Annotated in this window: 17 protein-coding genes; 12 read left to right on the forward strand and 5 right to left on the reverse strand. The window is 42.4% G+C overall.

The annotated features are described in order from the left end of the window. Nucleotides 1-147 precede the first annotated feature (147 nt). The 3 genes from OEG80_RS02545 to gmk all read right to left on the reverse strand — a co-directional run bounded on the left by OEG80_RS02545 (nucleotide 148) and on the right by gmk (nucleotide 3,753). Nucleotides 148-2,334, reverse strand: a complete 2,187-nt coding sequence (locus OEG80_RS02545) for a RelA/SpoT family protein (RefSeq protein WP_020444169.1) — start codon at nucleotides 2,332-2,334, stop codon at nucleotides 148-150. Between the two features lie 345 nt (nucleotides 2,335-2,679). Then, nucleotides 2,680-2,940 (reverse strand): DNA-directed RNA polymerase subunit omega, encoded by a 261-nt coding sequence (rpoZ, locus tag OEG80_RS02550; RefSeq protein WP_011280985.1) that lies wholly within the window; start codon nucleotides 2,938-2,940, stop codon nucleotides 2,680-2,682. 186 nt (nucleotides 2,941-3,126) lie between these two features. Further along, entirely contained in the window at nucleotides 3,127-3,753 is a 627-nt protein-coding gene (gene gmk, locus OEG80_RS02555) for a guanylate kinase (protein WP_263241603.1), read from the reverse strand. 254 nt (nucleotides 3,754-4,007) lie between these two features. Between gmk and ispH the strand changes: the two genes are divergently transcribed. The 12 genes from ispH (at nucleotide 4,008) to OEG80_RS02615 (ending at nucleotide 15,834) form a co-directional block, all read left to right on the forward strand. After that, the gene (gene ispH, locus OEG80_RS02560) at nucleotides 4,008-4,964 is read left to right on the forward strand and encodes a 4-hydroxy-3-methylbut-2-enyl diphosphate reductase (RefSeq protein ID WP_011514320.1); all 957 of its coding nucleotides are present in this window, start codon (nucleotides 4,008-4,010) and stop codon (nucleotides 4,962-4,964) included. A gap of 42 nt (nucleotides 4,965-5,006) precedes the next feature. Continuing rightward, complete coding sequence (locus tag OEG80_RS02565; RefSeq protein ID WP_011514319.1) at nucleotides 5,007-5,252, forward strand: hypothetical protein; 246 nt, start codon at nucleotides 5,007-5,009, stop codon at nucleotides 5,250-5,252. 65 nt (nucleotides 5,253-5,317) lie between these two features. Then, entirely contained in the window at nucleotides 5,318-6,133 is an 816-nt protein-coding gene (locus tag OEG80_RS02570; protein ID WP_263241605.1) for a thioesterase family protein, read from the forward strand. A gap of 311 nt (nucleotides 6,134-6,444) precedes the next feature. Further along, nucleotides 6,445-7,989 carry a catalase gene (locus OEG80_RS02575; protein WP_263241607.1) on the forward strand — a complete coding sequence of 515 codons (1,545 nt, stop codon included), beginning with the start codon at nucleotides 6,445-6,447 and terminating at the stop codon, nucleotides 7,987-7,989. Nucleotides 7,990-8,247: 258 nt separating this feature from the next. Beyond that, the gene (htpG, locus tag OEG80_RS02580) at nucleotides 8,248-10,248 is read left to right on the forward strand and encodes a molecular chaperone HtpG (RefSeq protein ID WP_263241609.1); all 2,001 of its coding nucleotides are present in this window, start codon (nucleotides 8,248-8,250) and stop codon (nucleotides 10,246-10,248) included. 337 nt (nucleotides 10,249-10,585) lie between these two features. Further along, on the forward strand, nucleotides 10,586-12,067 hold the full coding sequence (locus OEG80_RS02585; protein ID WP_263241611.1) for a C13 family peptidase: 1,482 nt from the start codon (nucleotides 10,586-10,588) through the stop codon (nucleotides 12,065-12,067). Between the two features lie 84 nt (nucleotides 12,068-12,151). Next, nucleotides 12,152-13,042 (forward strand): S-formylglutathione hydrolase, encoded by an 891-nt coding sequence (gene fghA / locus OEG80_RS02590; protein WP_263241612.1) that lies wholly within the window; start codon nucleotides 12,152-12,154, stop codon nucleotides 13,040-13,042. A 275-nt stretch (nucleotides 13,043-13,317) separates the two neighbouring features. Next, nucleotides 13,318-13,578, forward strand: coding sequence for a TIGR03643 family protein (locus tag OEG80_RS12925; protein WP_327108135.1), 261 nt, complete (start codon nucleotides 13,318-13,320; stop codon nucleotides 13,576-13,578). Nucleotides 13,579-13,750: 172 nt separating this feature from the next. After that, on the forward strand, nucleotides 13,751-14,440 hold the full coding sequence (rpe, locus tag OEG80_RS02600) for a ribulose-phosphate 3-epimerase (RefSeq protein WP_011514312.1): 690 nt from the start codon (nucleotides 13,751-13,753) through the stop codon (nucleotides 14,438-14,440). Between the two features lie 103 nt (nucleotides 14,441-14,543). Next, a complete protein-coding gene (locus tag OEG80_RS02605; protein WP_020444159.1) occupies nucleotides 14,544-14,888 on the forward strand; it encodes a hypothetical protein in 345 nt (114 codons plus the stop codon). 121 nt (nucleotides 14,889-15,009) lie between these two features. Further along, on the forward strand, nucleotides 15,010-15,321 hold the full coding sequence (locus tag OEG80_RS02610; RefSeq protein ID WP_020444158.1) for a hypothetical protein: 312 nt from the start codon (nucleotides 15,010-15,012) through the stop codon (nucleotides 15,319-15,321). Between the two features lie 201 nt (nucleotides 15,322-15,522). Next, on the forward strand, nucleotides 15,523-15,834 hold the full coding sequence (locus OEG80_RS02615) for a hypothetical protein (RefSeq protein ID WP_011514309.1): 312 nt from the start codon (nucleotides 15,523-15,525) through the stop codon (nucleotides 15,832-15,834). 122 nt (nucleotides 15,835-15,956) lie between these two features. Here the strand turns inward: OEG80_RS02615 and rpmG are convergent, their stop codons facing one another. Beyond that, nucleotides 15,957-16,112, reverse strand: coding sequence for a 50S ribosomal protein L33 (rpmG, locus tag OEG80_RS02620; protein WP_010201403.1), 156 nt, complete (start codon nucleotides 16,110-16,112; stop codon nucleotides 15,957-15,959). A gap of 165 nt (nucleotides 16,113-16,277) precedes the next feature. Beyond that, nucleotides 16,278-16,514 carry a 50S ribosomal protein L28 gene (gene rpmB, locus OEG80_RS02625; protein WP_011280972.1) on the reverse strand — a complete coding sequence of 79 codons (237 nt, stop codon included), beginning with the start codon at nucleotides 16,512-16,514 and terminating at the stop codon, nucleotides 16,278-16,280. Between the last annotated feature and the right edge of the window lie 171 nt (nucleotides 16,515-16,685).

Below are 16,685 nucleotides of genomic sequence, written 5' to 3' on the forward strand. Positions count from 1 at the left end.
TTTTGGTGTTTGATGTGCTAAAGCTATTTTCTAAAAATTAATAGAAGCGTTTAGCACGATTAAAAGTTTTACATATTTCAAAATCATCTATGCGTTAAGAGATAATTTAAAGGTCATATATTTTAACAGTTATGATGATAAAAGTATTTATAGTTGATATAAACGCATAATATTGGGGAAACCAAGTAAGGAGCGTAGTTCACGAATACCTTGGGCTAAGTGATTGCGACTACGAACAACAATATGAATGATAGTATCATTGCTACGTACGTCGACCTTTTCAACCCCTATATTTAACTGCCGCAGATTATAAATAACTTTACTGATTTGCTCGTCGCTCAGTGCTATAGACAGTTTTAAATAAGCAGGAAAACGAATTTTATTATCGTGATCTTCTGAGTCACTTTGCTTGATCGCCTTATCATTGCGCCAACGTAATTGGATGACTTGATAGGGATTGTCTTTACGAATATCGTCTAGTGAAAAGCACTTATGTCGATGCACGACCAGACCATGACGGGATAAATGTCCAACGATAGGATCACCATAAATCGGATGGCAACAATTGGCAAAATCAAGCTCAACGCCTGAAGCATTGACGATCAGTTGCTGTGGTTGGGTCATGTCATCGATACGTTCTTGCGATTGGATATCACAGACTTCATCGCTAAACAAACGCGTGACCACGAGTTGCGGTAATAACGTACCGGAGCTTATTTGCTCAAATAGCGCTGATTTCTCAGTCAGTCCACGCCATTCTGTTAGATTTTTCCAATCACTATCGGTCAAATCATCGAGACTTTTTTGATAGGTTTTTAGCGCGCGATCTAGTGCTTGTCTACCATGGTGCTGCTTATCAGCCGCCGATAAATCTTTGAACCAACGCAAAATCTCTACACGGGCTTTATTAGTAACCACAAACCCAAGCCATTCTGCTTTTGGCTCAGAATGGCTATTAACCTCGATTTCTACTAACTGTCCATTTTTGACTACAGTCCCAAGCTTGGCATGTTTTTTATCAATATTAGCGCCAACAGCGACATTGCCAACCATCGGACCAACAGCATAAGCAAAGTCTAGCGCTGTGGCACCTTGTGGCAACTCATAAGCGCGACCTTGCGGGCTATAACAGATGATTTTGCTAGAATGCAGGTAATCCATCAGCTCATTAATAGTCGATACCGCGGCGGCAAAATCAGGGTTGCCTTCGTTTAAACAGTCCTCATCGACCAAATCTTTCATATTGCGTAATGACGCCTGAATGACTGATTGGCTGACATCAGAGGCATGCTCTGCACCAATGACACCAAGCCTTGCCGCACTTTGCATCTGCTTAGTCAAAATCGTTACTTTAACAAAATCATTGTCGCGCTCGTAGATAAGCGTCAGCGATTGATTGCCGCCAGGTAAAGGTCTGCGGATATTGTCCGCGATATGACTGTCCGCAATTTGATATTTTTTAATGAGATAGTAGGCAAGTTTGTCACAAGCTTCGATATTATCTAGCACAATCTCAAATGCGTAATGGCGTAGCAGTGCATTAATCTCGCCGCGATTACGGAAAAATTGTCGGAAGATAACCACGCGATTGTCTAAGACTTTAACCATGCCATCAAGATCAAGATTATTGAGAACAATACTTAAATAACGATGAATGGCTTCTCTCTGAAAATTGCGCCCAAGCCCATGTTGTAGCAATTTATCAGAGATCTTGTTATACATCTCAGAGTTAAGATTGCGATAACAAAGTACCTCGATATAATCAGCAATATCGTTGAGACCCATGAGCCGTGCAAAGGGCACATAAAAGTCTAAAGTTTCTTGAGCGGTGGTACGTTGTTTTTCAGGACGTACCGCATCTAGGGTCGACATATTGTGCAAACGGTCAGCAAGCTTGATAATCAATACACGTGGGTCTGCGAGGGTAGCCGTTAGGATTTTATGAAAGGTCGCCGCTTTATTTTCTTGTTTATTATGCGTCGATGATTTTAATTTGGTCACACCATCGACCAGCCTAGAAACCACTTTGCCATAACGCTGCTCTATCTGCTCATCGCTCACTTCCGTATCTTCAACCGTATCATGCAAAATTGCCGCAATGATGGTATCTCGATCTAAGCGAAAGCCGGCTAGTATCTCAGCGACCGCAATCGGATGCGTGATATAAGGCTCTCCTGACTTGCGCTTGTCTTTAATATGCGCAACATCACCGAACTCACAGGCATCAACAATATCACGGCGTTCAGCGCCCGTGAGGTAACCTACTGAACGCAGCAGGTTATATTGAGCGTCATCAACTAACGGATGACTGAGTTTGGGCAAGTTTTGAATCATAAAGTCACGATCCTATGTTCTTTTACCTGCTTAAATGATGATTTAGCAAGGTAAAGAATGGCTGAATAAATGCTGAGCTATTGATATAGAGCTTAAGAATAAAGCTGAAAATTGGGCAGACTACCCTCTAATTAATCGTAAATCGCCGCCAATGTCAACCGCTAAGCAATAAGCTAGTGTAAAAACTGGAGAATTCTTACTTAAGGTTAGGCTTTAAGCACCAAACGGTTACTAAAACAGTAAAGCCAGTATCATTACAACCAAAAAACCACAGCCTATGCTGTGGTCTCTATCGTCAGTCAATACTCGTATGCTTGCTAAATTCATACTTTTTACGGTAATTTATTAGAAGCTATGATCGCCTGACAATGCTAAATCTAACGAGCTAGTAGCAAAGTTATGCTCTGGCTGATTTAAAATATCACGGGTAATTTTACCAGCAGCGATTTCACGTAATGCCAATACTGTTGGCTTGTCGTTATCAACATCAACCAACGGCTCTGCAATGCCTTTAGCCAACTGACGTGCGCGCTTGCTTGCGACTAGAACCAGCTCAAAGCGATTATCAACATTATCCAAACAATCTTCAATCGTCACTCGTGCCATAAATAGCTACCTCGGTTGTTTTTACTGGTTGCGCGCATGGCGCGCCACTCAATAAAAATAATATCAAAAATATAAAGGGGGATAGCTAGACATTATAGCATTTTTTGCTTGCAGGCGTAATTGCTTTTTGCTTGTCTGCTGATAACTATTTTCAAGATGAAGCATTAAGGCAAGTCAACGCCACATTTACTCGTCTACTGTATTGTTAAGTAGATTGGTAATCGTGCGCTGATAACGCTGCTGTTGACGCTTTAGCGTCTGTCTATCGGCAACGATAATTGCTTTAAGCTCAGTTAAAGCAACCTCAAAACTGTCATTAATAATGACATAGTCAAAATTGACGTACTGCGCCATCTCATTAACAGCACCAGCCAAACGCTGCTCGATCACCTCCATACTGTCCTGTCCACGCGTTGATAAGCGTTGACGTAAAGTGGCGATACTTGGCGGTAAAATAAAAATCATGATGGCATCAGTAAAGATTTTTTTGACTTGCAGCGCGCCTTGCCAATCAATCTCCAAAATGACATCGACACCAGCGTCCAGTTGCGCGCGTACACTTTGCTCTGAGGTGCCATAATAATTGCCAAACACTTCGGCATGTTCTAAAAACTGACTTTCACTGATGGCAGTCACGAACTTATCAACATTAGTAAAATGATAATGATGACCGTCAATCTCGCCTGGGCGCGGCTCACGAGTGGTGTGTGAGACACTGACAGTCAAATCATTGGTGGTGGCAAGTAGCTGCTTAACCAAGGAGGTCTTGCCTGTGCCAGAAGCGGCAGTGATAATAAATAATGAACCTGTCATACAGTGTGTCCTAGTGAATTGTGTCTTGATAAATAAATAAAAGTATTCGAATTAATATAAAAGGCTGGTAAAAATAAAAAACACCATCATGTATGGTGACAAAAGTAGTAATCGATGCCTCATTATAAACTGCTTTAAAAGCAAATTATGCTAAAGTAGGGTATCGATTTTATCCCAACTTTTGAATAAAAGTTTCGGTGGCTTAAGCTTTAAGCCTAGGCTTTTATATAAATTATCTAATGATAGGTCTTCTTATGCAAATTTATCTTGCCAATCCACGTGGATTTTGTGCTGGTGTGGATCGCGCGATTGCGATTGTCAACGAAGCACTGTTACGTTTTGAGCCACCCATTTATGTTCGTCATGAAGTGGTACATAACAAGTTTGTGGTATCCGACTTGGCCAATCGCGGTGCTGTTTTTGTGGAAGAGCTACATGAAGTGCCAGACGGCTCTATTGTTATTTTTTCCGCTCACGGGGTTTCAAAAGCTGTAGAAGATGAAGCAGAACGTCGTGATTTGACGGTGTTTGATGCCACTTGTCCTTTGGTCACTAAAGTACATATCGAAGTCGCTAAATTTGCGCAGGATGGTATGGATGCGGTATTGATTGGACATGCGGGACATCCTGAAGTAGAAGGCACTATGGGACGCTTTAACCATCGTCATGGCGGACAGATTCATCTGGTTGAAAACGAGAGCGATGTTGAAGCTTTGAGCGTACAAGATGCTGAGCGCTTAGCATTTGTGACCCAAACGACCTTATCGATGGATGATACCGCGCGCGTTATTGATGCGCTACGTGAAAAATTCCCAAGCATTCAAGGTCCACGTAAAGACGATATCTGTTATGCCACCCAAAACCGTCAAGATGCGGTCAAGGATTTAGCGGGTCGCTGTGAGGTGGTCTTGGTCGTTGGCTCACCAAACTCATCAAACTCAAATCGTTTGCGTGAATTGGCAGAGCGCATGAATTGCCGCGCGTATTTGATTGATAATGCCACTGAAATGAATAAGAGCTGGTTCGATGGGATACAAAGTGTGGGCGTGACTGCGGGTGCTTCAGCGCCTGAAGTATTGATTCAAGAGGTACTACAGCAGCTGCAAAATTGGGGTGGTGATTTGCCAAGTGAGCTGTTGGGTATTGAAGAAAATGTCACCTTTAGCTTGCCAAAAGCTTTACGAATTCCAATGACGCAAGTTGGCAAATAAAATAAGCAGGCTTTGTATATAGCGCCAGATAGGTCACATAAAATGAAAAAGCAGAAAAAAAGATTTGTCTTGGCAGAAGCTAGCCTTGATGAGATCAATAAACAATTAAAAATTAATACGTTTACGATTGTCATCCTGATAGGGATGCTGATGTTAAATGCAACCCAGTTTATGAGAGATTACAGTCTGTTATATGGCGCGCTTATCGCCATTATGGCTTTCTTTCTATTTGTAATGGCTAAAAGTCGCACACTGCTGACGGTACAAAAGCAAGCCCTTATGCGCTAAACAAAGAAAGACTACCTTTCTTTTATACCTAATCAATCTATTTTAAAAAGAATCCGAGGACATTCATGTCAGCTTATTACACTTTTATAAAACGTGAGCAGCAAGCAGATGGTAGTAGTGTTGCTTATTATCAGCCAACGAAGCATGCGCAAGGCGCTTGGAACGAGCATGAGCAACATATGGCGCCAGCCACCGGCTTGCTCACTGCCGAATTACAAAGTTTTATACCACAAGAAAATATGCGCATTGCTCGTATCAGTTTAGATATTTTAGGGCTGATACCGCTTGACGATTTTATCGTGACTACGCGATGTATCCGTCCGGGTAGGACCATTGAGCTTATCGAAGCAGTGATGAGCAGTCGTGGTCGCGATGCCATCATTGCGCGTGCATGGCGCTTGATTACTCAAGATACCAGTGTCATTGCAGGGCTTGAAGATCAAAAATCCATATATAAGCCTGAAGCGTTACCCGCTTGGGATGGTATGAAAGGTTGGCCCGGCGGTTTCATTGAAAGCGTACGTTTGGTAGCTGAACCTAATCGTCGTCCTGGTAAAGGTATGGTATGGATGACCAATGATATCGACATGGTAGAGGGTATGCCTACCCATGACATGGTGCATTTATTGGGCATGGCCGATACTGCCAATGGGGTTGTACCAAGGCTTGGACTGGGGATGGCAAAACTGGAATGGATGTTCCCCAATACTGATTTGCAAATTCATATGCACCGCGCGCCGCAAGGTCGCTGGCTTGGAATCGAAGCCGTGCAGCAATACGGTACTGATGGCATAGGGATTAGCAGCGCTATATTACATGATACGCAAGGACCTTTTGGTCGTAGTGAGCAAATTCTGACTATTCGTCCCATGCCGCGCTAGTGCAAAGATGTATCCAATAGGTAGTCATTGTTTGAGATCGCTCTATGAGTGAAAAGCATTTGGATGAGTTAGACAATATTTTGAGTAATTCTGAAAAACAAAACGAAAGCATGTAATTAATTAATTATACAAATCAATGCTAATCGGTTGTAATGGTGTCTAACGAGGCAAGATTACTGTGTTTACAGGTTACTATGAATAAAAATAGCCGTTTTTCAGAAACATTTACAACTATTCTGGATATGTTATTAGAGGCTTATTCAGAATAGGTTTTGTACTTTCATCCATTTGCTATCCAAAGGAATATGATTATGAGCGACAACAACAGTAATAATAGCAGCGATAAAAAATGTCCTTACGCCCCGACCCAATTGACGATGAGCAACGGCGCACCAGTTGCAGACAATCAAAACAGTCTCACTGCAGGCAAGCGTGGTCCATTATTAGCACAAGATATCTGGCTAAATGAAAAGCTAGGCAACTTTGCCCGTGAAGTGATTCCAGAGCGCCGCATGCACGCTAAAGGCTCAGGCGCATTTGGTACTTTTACCGTGACCAATGACATCACTAAATATACCCGTGCGGATATTTTTAGCGAAGTGGGTAAGCAAACGGAAATGTTTGCGCGCTTTAGTACCGTCGCAGGTGAGCGCGGCGCGGCTGATGCCGAACGCGATATTCGTGGCTTTGCTTTGAAATTCTACACCGAAGAAGGTAATTGGGACATGGTGGGTAATAATACGCCTGTGTTCTTCTTACGTGATCCGCGCAAATTCCCAGATTTAAACAAAGCTGTCAAACGTGATCCACGTACCAATATGCGTTCGGCGACCAACAATTGGGACTTTTGGACTTTATTACCTGAAGCATTACACCAAGTCACCATCGTTATGAGTGATCGCGGTCTGCCAGCATCGTATAGAAATATGCATGGTTTTGGCTCGCACACTTATAGTTTTTGGAACACCGCTAATGAGCGTTTTTGGGTCAAATTCCATTTCCGCACGCAACAAGGCATCAAGAACTTGACCGATGCAGAAGCGGCAGAGGTGGTTGGTTCGGATCGTGAAAGTCATCAAAAAGACTTGTACGATGCCATCGAAAATCGTCATTTCCCAAAATGGAAAATGTATGTGCAAATCATGCCAGAAGCTGAGGCGGATACCGTTCCTTATCATCCGTTTGACTTGACCAAAGTATGGCCAAAAGGTGATTACCCACTGATCGAAGTTGGTGAGTTTGAATTAAACAAAAACTCTGACAACTACTTTGTCGATGTGGAACAAGCAGCATTTGCCCCAAGTAATTTGGTACCGGGTATCAGCGTTTCACCGGATAAAATGCTACAAAATCGCTTGGTTAACTATGCCGATGCTCAGCGTTATCGTGTTGGGGTCAATCATCAGCAAATTCCGGTGAATAAGCCGCGTTGCCCTGTGATGAGCAATCATCGTGATGGTCAAGGACGTGTCGATGATAACTATGGCAGTCGCCCGCATTATGAGCCAAACAGCTTTAGCCAGTGGCAAGAGCAGCCTGATTATGCTGAGCCACCATTAAAAATTGACGGCTATGCGGCGCATTATGATTTCCGTGAAGACGATAGCGATTATTTCAGTCAACCGAGAGCGTTGTTTAATTTGATGAGTGCTGAGCAACAACAAGTGCTATTTGAAAATACAGCGAACAATATGGCGGGTGTGCCGGACTTTATTCAGTATCGCCACATTCGCAACTGTAACTGGTGTGATGCCGCTTATGGCGAAGGCGTTGCCAAAGCATTAGGCTTAACGGTTGAAGATGCAATGGCAGCCCGTGATTCGGATCCAGCGCTGCATTTGCCTAGCTGCTTATAGTTGATAGGTCTATCTAAAAACGTATTACTAAATATATTTGCTAAACCTATTATCGATATAACGACACCACCTCAGGAAACTAGGGCGGTGTTTTTTATTGAATCAAGTTCTTACGCTTGAAATTTTCTCCCGCGCCCCTATTAGTATAAACAGCTTAGCAGTGTTCAAAACGTAAGCTCTCTAATATTCATTGAGTAAGTTTCGTTTGAGTACTGCTATCTTATAATAAGTTTTTAACATAAATTGAAGGAGTTTTTTATGAGTGAACAGAACCCAGTTGATAACCAAAAAGTTGATAGCATCAATGTTAATAAAAGCAGCCCAGAATTAAAAAAACATACCTTTGAAGCAGAAGTAGCTCAATTATTACACTTAGTGACGCACTCGCTATATTCTAATTCCGATATTTTTGTCCGTGAGCTGGTTTCAAACGCCTCTGATGCCTGTGATAAATTGCGCTTTGAAGCGACCAATGATGACAGCCTTTATGAAGACGATGGCGAGCTAAAAATTCGCATTGCCGTCGATGAAGACGCTAAAACCATCACCTTTACTGACAACGGTATCGGGATGAACGAAGCTGATGCCATCGAAAATTTAGGCACAATTGCCAAATCTGGCACTAAAGCATTTTTAGACAAGCTGTCTGAATCACAGAAGCAAGATGGTCAGTTGATTGGTCAATTCGGGGTTGGCTTTTATTCGGGCTTTATCGTTGCCGATACGATCAGTGTTGAAACCCGCAAAGCTGGCGAACCTGCGGATAAAGGCGTACGCTGGGTATCAGATGGTACGGGTAGCTTTACCGTTGAGCCTATCACTAAAGAAACTCGTGGCACCGCCATTACTTTGCATTTAAAAGAGCAATATAGTGAGGGTGAAGACAGCTATTTAGACCGGGGAAAAATTAAGCAGTTGGTTAATAAATACTCAGACCATATCAGCTTGCCGATTCAGATGCGTAAAGAAGTTTGGCAAGAAGATGAGGTTGAAGAAGGAAGCGACACGCCTGCCAATGGTCAAATGGTCTTAACAGACGAATGGGAAACTATCAATAAAGCCAGTGCCTTATGGACACGTTCAGCCTCTGAGATTGAAGATGAAGAGTATATCGATTTTTATAAAAATATCACCTATGACATGGACGTGCCACTAGCATGGACGCATAACCGTGTCGAAGGTCGTGTTCAGTATACTCAGCTATTGTATATTCCTAAAAAAGCCCCTGTAGATTTGTACACTCGTGAGCAGCAGCATGGTCTAAAGCTTTATGTTAAGCGCGTCTTTATTATGGACGAGGCAGAGCAGCTGTTGCCAATGTACCTGCGTTTCGTTAAAGGTGTCATCGATTCAGCAGACTTGCCATTGAACGTGAGCCGCGAGCTATTACAAGAGTCGCGTGATGTGAAGTCTATCCGCGATGGTAACGCGCGTCGTATTTTGACTTTGCTTGCCAGTCTAGCCAACAGTGAAGACAGTGATAAGCAAGAAAAATTTGCGCAGTTCTACGCTGAATTTGGTGATGTTATCAAAGAAGGCGTTGGCGAAGACATGGGCAATCAAGAACGTATTGCCAAATTGTTGCGTTATGCAACCAGTACTCAGGATAGTGTGACGACCAGCTTTGAAGACTACAAAGCACGTATGAAAGACGGTCAAAAAGCCATTTATTATCTAACGGCTGACAATCTAGCGGCTGCTAAAAATAGCCCACAACTTGAGCTATTCAAAAAGAAAGGCATCGAAGTTATCTTGATGACCAGCCGTGTTGATGAGTGGGCGATGAATTTCTTGACCTCATTTGATGAGACACCGCTACAAAACATCGCTAAAGGTGCAGTTGATTTGGGCGACTTGCAAGACGAAGCTGAAAAAGCTGAAGCTGAAAAAGCGCAAGAAACCATGAAGCCAGTCGTTGATAAGCTAAAAACGGCGTTAGGCGAACGTGCCAAAGACGTTAAAGTATCGACGCGTTTGGTTGATAGTCCTGCTTGCTTAGTCGTTGGGGAAGGTGAGTTATCACCACAAATGATTCAGATGCTGAAGCAAATGGGTCAAGATGTGCCAGAAAGCAAGCCGACACTTGAGGTTAACCCTGATCATCCACTCATTAAAAAGCTTGAAAGTAGCGAGCAGTCAGCCGAAGATTTTGATAAATTGGCGCAAGTTATTTTCGACCAAGCATTACTAGCAGATGGCGGTCAGTTAGATGATCCAGCCGCTTATCTCAGACGTGTTAATGAGCTTTTGATGAGATAGTAGTGAGTCTCTGATACAGTCATTATTGAGATAAAAGGAGGTCTTAAGTTTAAGACCTCCTTTTTTGATGGGTTTTTAAGCGAATTTTACAATTCAGCCTTATGCTCTCGACCGACAATCCGTTACAATCGCGATAGATTAGCGAGCTAAAATATTAGTCAATAATATTGATGTGCGCTATCCGTCTCTTATATCCATTTCATAATGAATTAAATATAAAATTGACATTCGTGTGCCTTGCAAAAGAGTTAATTGAAAGACAGTAAATGGCATGGATATCAAAATATTTTATCATTGATTTGTTTTATTTCTCTCGACTGGCTAGAGGTCTAAGTCTTTGTCACTTGCGTCGTTAAAAACCGTCTCACTGCAGCGCTTTTCGCTTAATTTCGCTGCCAATATTATTGCAACCTTGTGGATGCTAGTAGGCTCAACACGGGCATTCTCTTGGGTTAAACCTACCTTTGTTCAGTTCGCTGTATTTGCGCTATTGGCTTTGGGTAGTAATGTCCTATTTTCTTGGTTAGCCGCTCCAGATGGCAGTATTTTTAATGAGCAAGGATTGGTCAGCTATCTCATATGGCCGATGATTATTCTGCTTGGCGGTATTATTCTGGCACGGCGCGCAGGCAATCAAGCACTGGTTTTTGTGCCTGTTGTACTGTGGTTGGTTGCTGATACTTTATCGGCTCTATTACAAAGCTTAGTACAGTTTTTAGGCAGTTATAGCTGGTTGCCCGATTGGAGTTATTCGTTTTTACCAACGCTATTTTTGGTGCTGTTTTTATGGCAGACCTTGGCATTGTTATGGATATTTTCTCGTCGCCTGCGTATACCGTGGTGGGAGCGGATCATCGTCCTCATCGGTGCCGTTGCACTATTGACGATATGGCAGCGTAACGTCGCTGACCAGCCCATATTTAAGCAGATACCGGTAGAGCCGGTGTTAGAAGAAGCGGCATTATATGAGCAGCCGCGTTTATTACAAGAGGCGCTGGCTCGTATAGATCCTAGTATACCGGGCAAAAGTGATTGGTACTTTATGGGTGTGGCGGGATTCTCTGATCAAAACGTCTTCCGCTCTGAGATTAATAAAGTACGTGAGCTGTTTGATGTGCGTTTTGGTACTAGCGGGCATTCATTGGCACTGATTAATAATAACTACACTTGGCTAGATGAGCCAATTGCCACCAAAACCAGTATTTTACGCGGCTTAAAAAGAATTGGTCAGCAGATGAACGCTGATGAAGACGTGTTATTTATGACACTATCGTCGCATGGCGATCAGGATTTTATCCATTTATCTAATCCACCGCTTGCGATGGATAATCTGGATGCAACATGGCTGCGAGAGTCGTTAGATGCCTCAGGTATTCGCTGGCGTGTTATCGTGGTATCGGCTTGTTATTCAGGTTCGTTTATTGATGAATTAGCGTCGTCGACGACAGTGGTGATTACCGCTTCGGCAACAGACAAGATGTCATTTGGCTGTACCAATAGTGCTGAAATGACCTATTTTGGGCAAGCATTTTTTGCGGAAAGCTTAAGAGAAAACACCAGTTTTTCTGCCGCGTTTAAAGACGCTGCGTATCGAGTAAAAGAGCGTGAGCTTTATATGGGTTTTGAGCCATCAGAGCCGCAAATGGTGATCGGTAGTTTGATGGAAACGGCGTTGCCAGCATTTGAGCAAGTGTTATTTGATAAAACACGACCGCCGCTTGCTAGCATTATAGATACTTCGAATGCGACAACGACTATCAATATTTCACCGGATACAGGCGCAGATACAGTTGTAGATGATAAGAACACAGCGAACTGATTTTCATCCCATTTTTAATCTGATGCTTTTTTAAATAAGCATCTGTTTTCAACTATTTTATCTTAGCTAAAAAGGATAATGCTCATGAATAATTCTTATAACCACAGTCTCTCAGCCAGCACCCAGCTCACGCAAAAAAGTGTCAATCGCTGTTTTGATGGCGAGCAGCATTATTATAGCCATCAATCAACCTCTACCAAGACGCCAATGACTTTTAGTATTTATCTGCCTGATGAAGCACTAGCAGGGCAGCGTTGTCCGGCGATTTTATATTTATCAGGTCTCACTTGTAATGCTGATAACGTGACCCACAAAGCGCATTTTCAACAAAAATGTAGCGAGCTTGGTATGATATTTATCGCGCCAGATACCTCTCCTAGAAGTAGTGAGGGTAATGAGGTGGCAAACGACGAGCGTTATTTTGTTGGTCAAGGCGCAAGCTACTATGTCGATGCGACGCAAGCACCTTGGGCTGAGCATTTTAATATGCAAAGTTACATCGTTGATGAGCTGTATGATTTATTACGCTCAGAGTTTCCAATTGATAGTATTGGTATCACGGGTCACTCGATGGGTGGTCATGGTGCCTTATTATTGGGTTTTAAATTCCCAGGCAAGTTTGTGAGTGTGTCAGCTTTATCACCTGTGTGCGCCGCCAGTGAGTCGGCATGGGGTCAAGCAGCTTATACAGAGTATTTTGGTGATGACAAGAGCTTGTGGGCGCAATCAGACGCTTCTCAGATGATTGAACAAGTCGGTCAGCAATACTCAAGCATCTTGGTTGATCAAGGCGAGGCTGATGAGTTTTTAGCCGATGGTCAGTTGCAAACGTCAAAATTACAACAGGCGTGTACAAAGGCCAAGCAACCATTAACATTGCGCTATCAAGCCGGTCACGACCATAGCTATTATTTTATTCAAACAGTGATCAATGAGCATATTGAACATCACTGGCGTATGGCACAGCTTAGCTAAAATTTGCTCTCATATTGTTCGTTATAGTGTTTCAGATTTAAAAGGTTAGGTCTATGGCAAGTTATCAAGATTTAAGTACCGTTACTGCCGATACCCAGTCAGCAGATGTTAATTCTGTTGCTGCTAAATCTACGCTTGCTACCATGCAAGCGGATATGGATGCCGCTTTAAAGAATAAACAGCGAGACCCTACCAGTACCAATTTAAATAATCCTCAAAATCATGCAGTAAAATCAAGCCCAGCTATCGCAGTTATCGCCGCTTCCATCAATGATATGACTACTCACGCCCTGGAAGAGTCACAAGTGTCGCGTGTGATAGAGATGGCGTGGGAGGATAGAACACCGTTTGAGGCGATAGAGCATAGCTATGGTCTCAATGAGTCTGGCGTCATTACACTGATGCGTCAGGTGCTAAAACCATCCTCGTTTCGCTTATGGCGTCAACGTGTGAGCAATCGCGCTACCAAGCATGAAGCGATACGAGGTTTTACGGTAGGTCGTGCTTATTGCAAAACCCAATATAAACCGCGCTAATTGTCTGCATATGTCTGCATATGTCTGTATCTGCTGAGTGCAGCTATAATATCGATACTCAGTACCCATTATAGACCCTGATTATCCGTTATAATAGACATACGTATTATTCGTGCTATGCACACATCTATACATTAAATCCTTAGTCAAATATCCATTAGGTAGCTCAATTATGATCAGTCCCTCTAAGCCGTATCTAATCGCCCCTTCTATATTATCTGCTGACTTTGCCAAATTAGGCGAAGAGGTAGAACGTGTATTGGCGTCTGGTGCTGATGTCATCCATTTTGATGTGATGGACAACCATTATGTACCCAATTTGACGTTTGGTAGCATGATTTGTAAGGCACTGCGTGATTATGGGATTGATGCACCAATTGACGTGCATCTAATGGTGAGCCCTGTTGATAGTATGATTGAGCAGTTCTTAGAGGCAGGTGCCAGCATCATCACATTTCATCCGGAAGCAAGCTCGCATATCGATCGTTCTTTGCAGTTGATTAAAGATGGCGGCGCTGAGTGTGGTTTGGTATTGAATCCAGCAACACCATTGCATTATTTAGACTATGTCATGGATAAAGTGGATCAGGTCCTACTGATGAGTGTCAATCCTGGCTATGGTGGTCAGTCATTTATTGAAGGGACGCTAGAAAAGGTTCGCCAAGTACGTCAGCGTATCATTACTAGCGGTCGTGATATTAGATTAGAAGTAGATGGCGGTATCAAAGCCAGTAATATCCGCGCCATTGCTGAAGCAGGTGCTGATATGTTCGTCGCCGGTTCAGCGATATTTAATCAAGAAGATTATAAAGCAGCAATCGATGCCATGCGTGCAGAGCTTGCCTTGGCAAATGGGGAGTAACGCCCCATATAGTAAGTTATATACTATTAAATAGTAAAGTTACCTATTTAATAGCCGCTGTATGACTGATTATATTAAGCGACACGTCAGCTAAAGGTAAAATATGAATATGCAAAATGCAAAACATCGAGCTGGGTCCCAGCAAGCCTCGCAATCACGTAGCTTAGTGCCAAAAGGTATTACTATTGGCTTAGCCATGTTCGCCCTTGTTCTGAGTCTAGCTGGTTATGGCTTTCGCCTGATGGTTGGTGAAGATGCCGGTGAAGTATTACGCCACGCGGCGGTGATCGTACCCGCATTTATGCTAGGCATTCCCCTTTTATTTTGGCTAGGTTCACGCCTACTTAACAAGGTTAAAGATATGCATATAGAGAGCTGGAATGCCATTAGTTTGGGGTATTTGACCTCTTGTATCTCAATGCTGTGGTTAATGGGTACTTATAGTTAAGTTTTTATTAGTAGAGATAAAGCTCCTTAATAAAGATAACCTTGTAATATTTTTATAAGTTGTTTTTTGATACACTTTTTCACCGTTAAGTCATGCTCTATAAGCTTGACTGGAATTCTACATGAGAATCATACCGACCAGTATTGCCAATATTATTTATCCAAAAGACTTACCAAATGGTTTATTTACCAGCTTAATTATTGCCTGTCTGTTGCTAGGTCTGTCTTCGCTTCGTCATGGAACTGATTGGCAAGGCTGGCTACACGTCTTTGAAAACTGGCTGCTCATGTTATTGATACTGCCAACCGCGACTGCGACAGTAGCGTTACCGTTCAAATATCGCGATCCAACATTAGAGTTAAAGCTCATGTACTATCTGGGCATGTTTGTTGCTTTCTTATTTACCCTAGCAAAACTGCGTTACTGGCGTTAAACGCTGGTAATTTCTATAAAACTAAGACTATCGAACCTGAGTTGTGCAAAAGACTTATAGAACAGCCCTTGAATTACAGCGCCAAAGCGTCCATTGTATGAATAAGATAGTTTTGCCCGCATGACTGTAAGACAGTAGCTTTAGTAAGTGGAATCAGCGCGTTTTTTACAGGTATAAATCGGGATAATAAGGATACAATGAATGCCATACGATATCGATAATGAGATTGAAGTAGATAATGACAGTACCGATCAGTTTGCAGGGTTTGCTAAAGAGACGACCCTTGAGCTGGTAGAAGCAGACGATGGCAAATTGCTCTTACGTGATGCTGAACAAGATGATGCGCCGCTGATGACCATTGATTTTTCTGATAAGTTAAAAGAGATATTGGGCAGTGATACCCAAGCGATAGGTCAGCATATGATTCATGCTGCAATACAAGTGATTATGCAAAAGCAGATGAGTCAATGGCATGCGCATGTCTATGACAAAGAGCCAACGCACTATAGTTAATGATGTATAAATCAATAGCAAATAGATAAATAGTAGTCAGTCTAAATAACGACAATAAAAAAGGGTTTATCAATTGATAAACCCTTTTTTTGTTCAAATAAAACCATTTATGAAAATGGATATTATTTGATTTTTGCTTCTTTAAAGATCACATGCTGGCGTACTTTTGGATCAAATTTTTTGATTTCCATTTTGCCAGGCATAGTGCGCTTATTTTTGGTAGTGGTGTAGTAATACCCAGTACCAGCAGTTGATACTAATTTAATTTTATCTCTCATGATGGCTTTCCTGTAAATGAGCGGTCTTCAATCGATAGGTATGGGTCTAGAGTATTAAGTGGCTGTAGATAGTATCCAGTCATAAATATATGAGCTGGTAAATATTCAGCATAGCAGCAGCCTAAATAGCGACATTCATCAATAAATTAGGCTGCCAATATTTACTTAAACTTTTTGACCTTGTGCGCGTAGATCTACTAGCACTTTATCGATACCCAATTTGTCAATGATGCGCATACCTTTGGTAGACACACGTAGACGTACAAAACGATTTTCAGACTCTACCCAAAAACGATGGTTGTGAAGGTTTGGTAGAAAGCGACGACGGGTTTTGTTGTTTGCGTGCGAAACATTATTACCCACCATAGGGCGCTTTCCAGTCACTTGGCAAACTCTAGACATGGCGAACTCCTAATCTATGAGGTATGAGTTTTTCTCATACCAGTCTGGGCAAGTTGCACGTATTTGCGGCATGGACACAGCAAGCGGCAGCTTTGCACCAAACAAAACTATATGAAGGTTGAGCTGATTTACTGTCATCTAAAGGCAAATAACAGGCAAACCAAATCAGAA

The organism is Psychrobacter sp. SC65A.3 (genome assembly GCF_025642195.1).
Taxonomy (GTDB): domain Bacteria; phylum Pseudomonadota; class Gammaproteobacteria; order Pseudomonadales; family Moraxellaceae; genus Psychrobacter; species Psychrobacter cryohalolentis.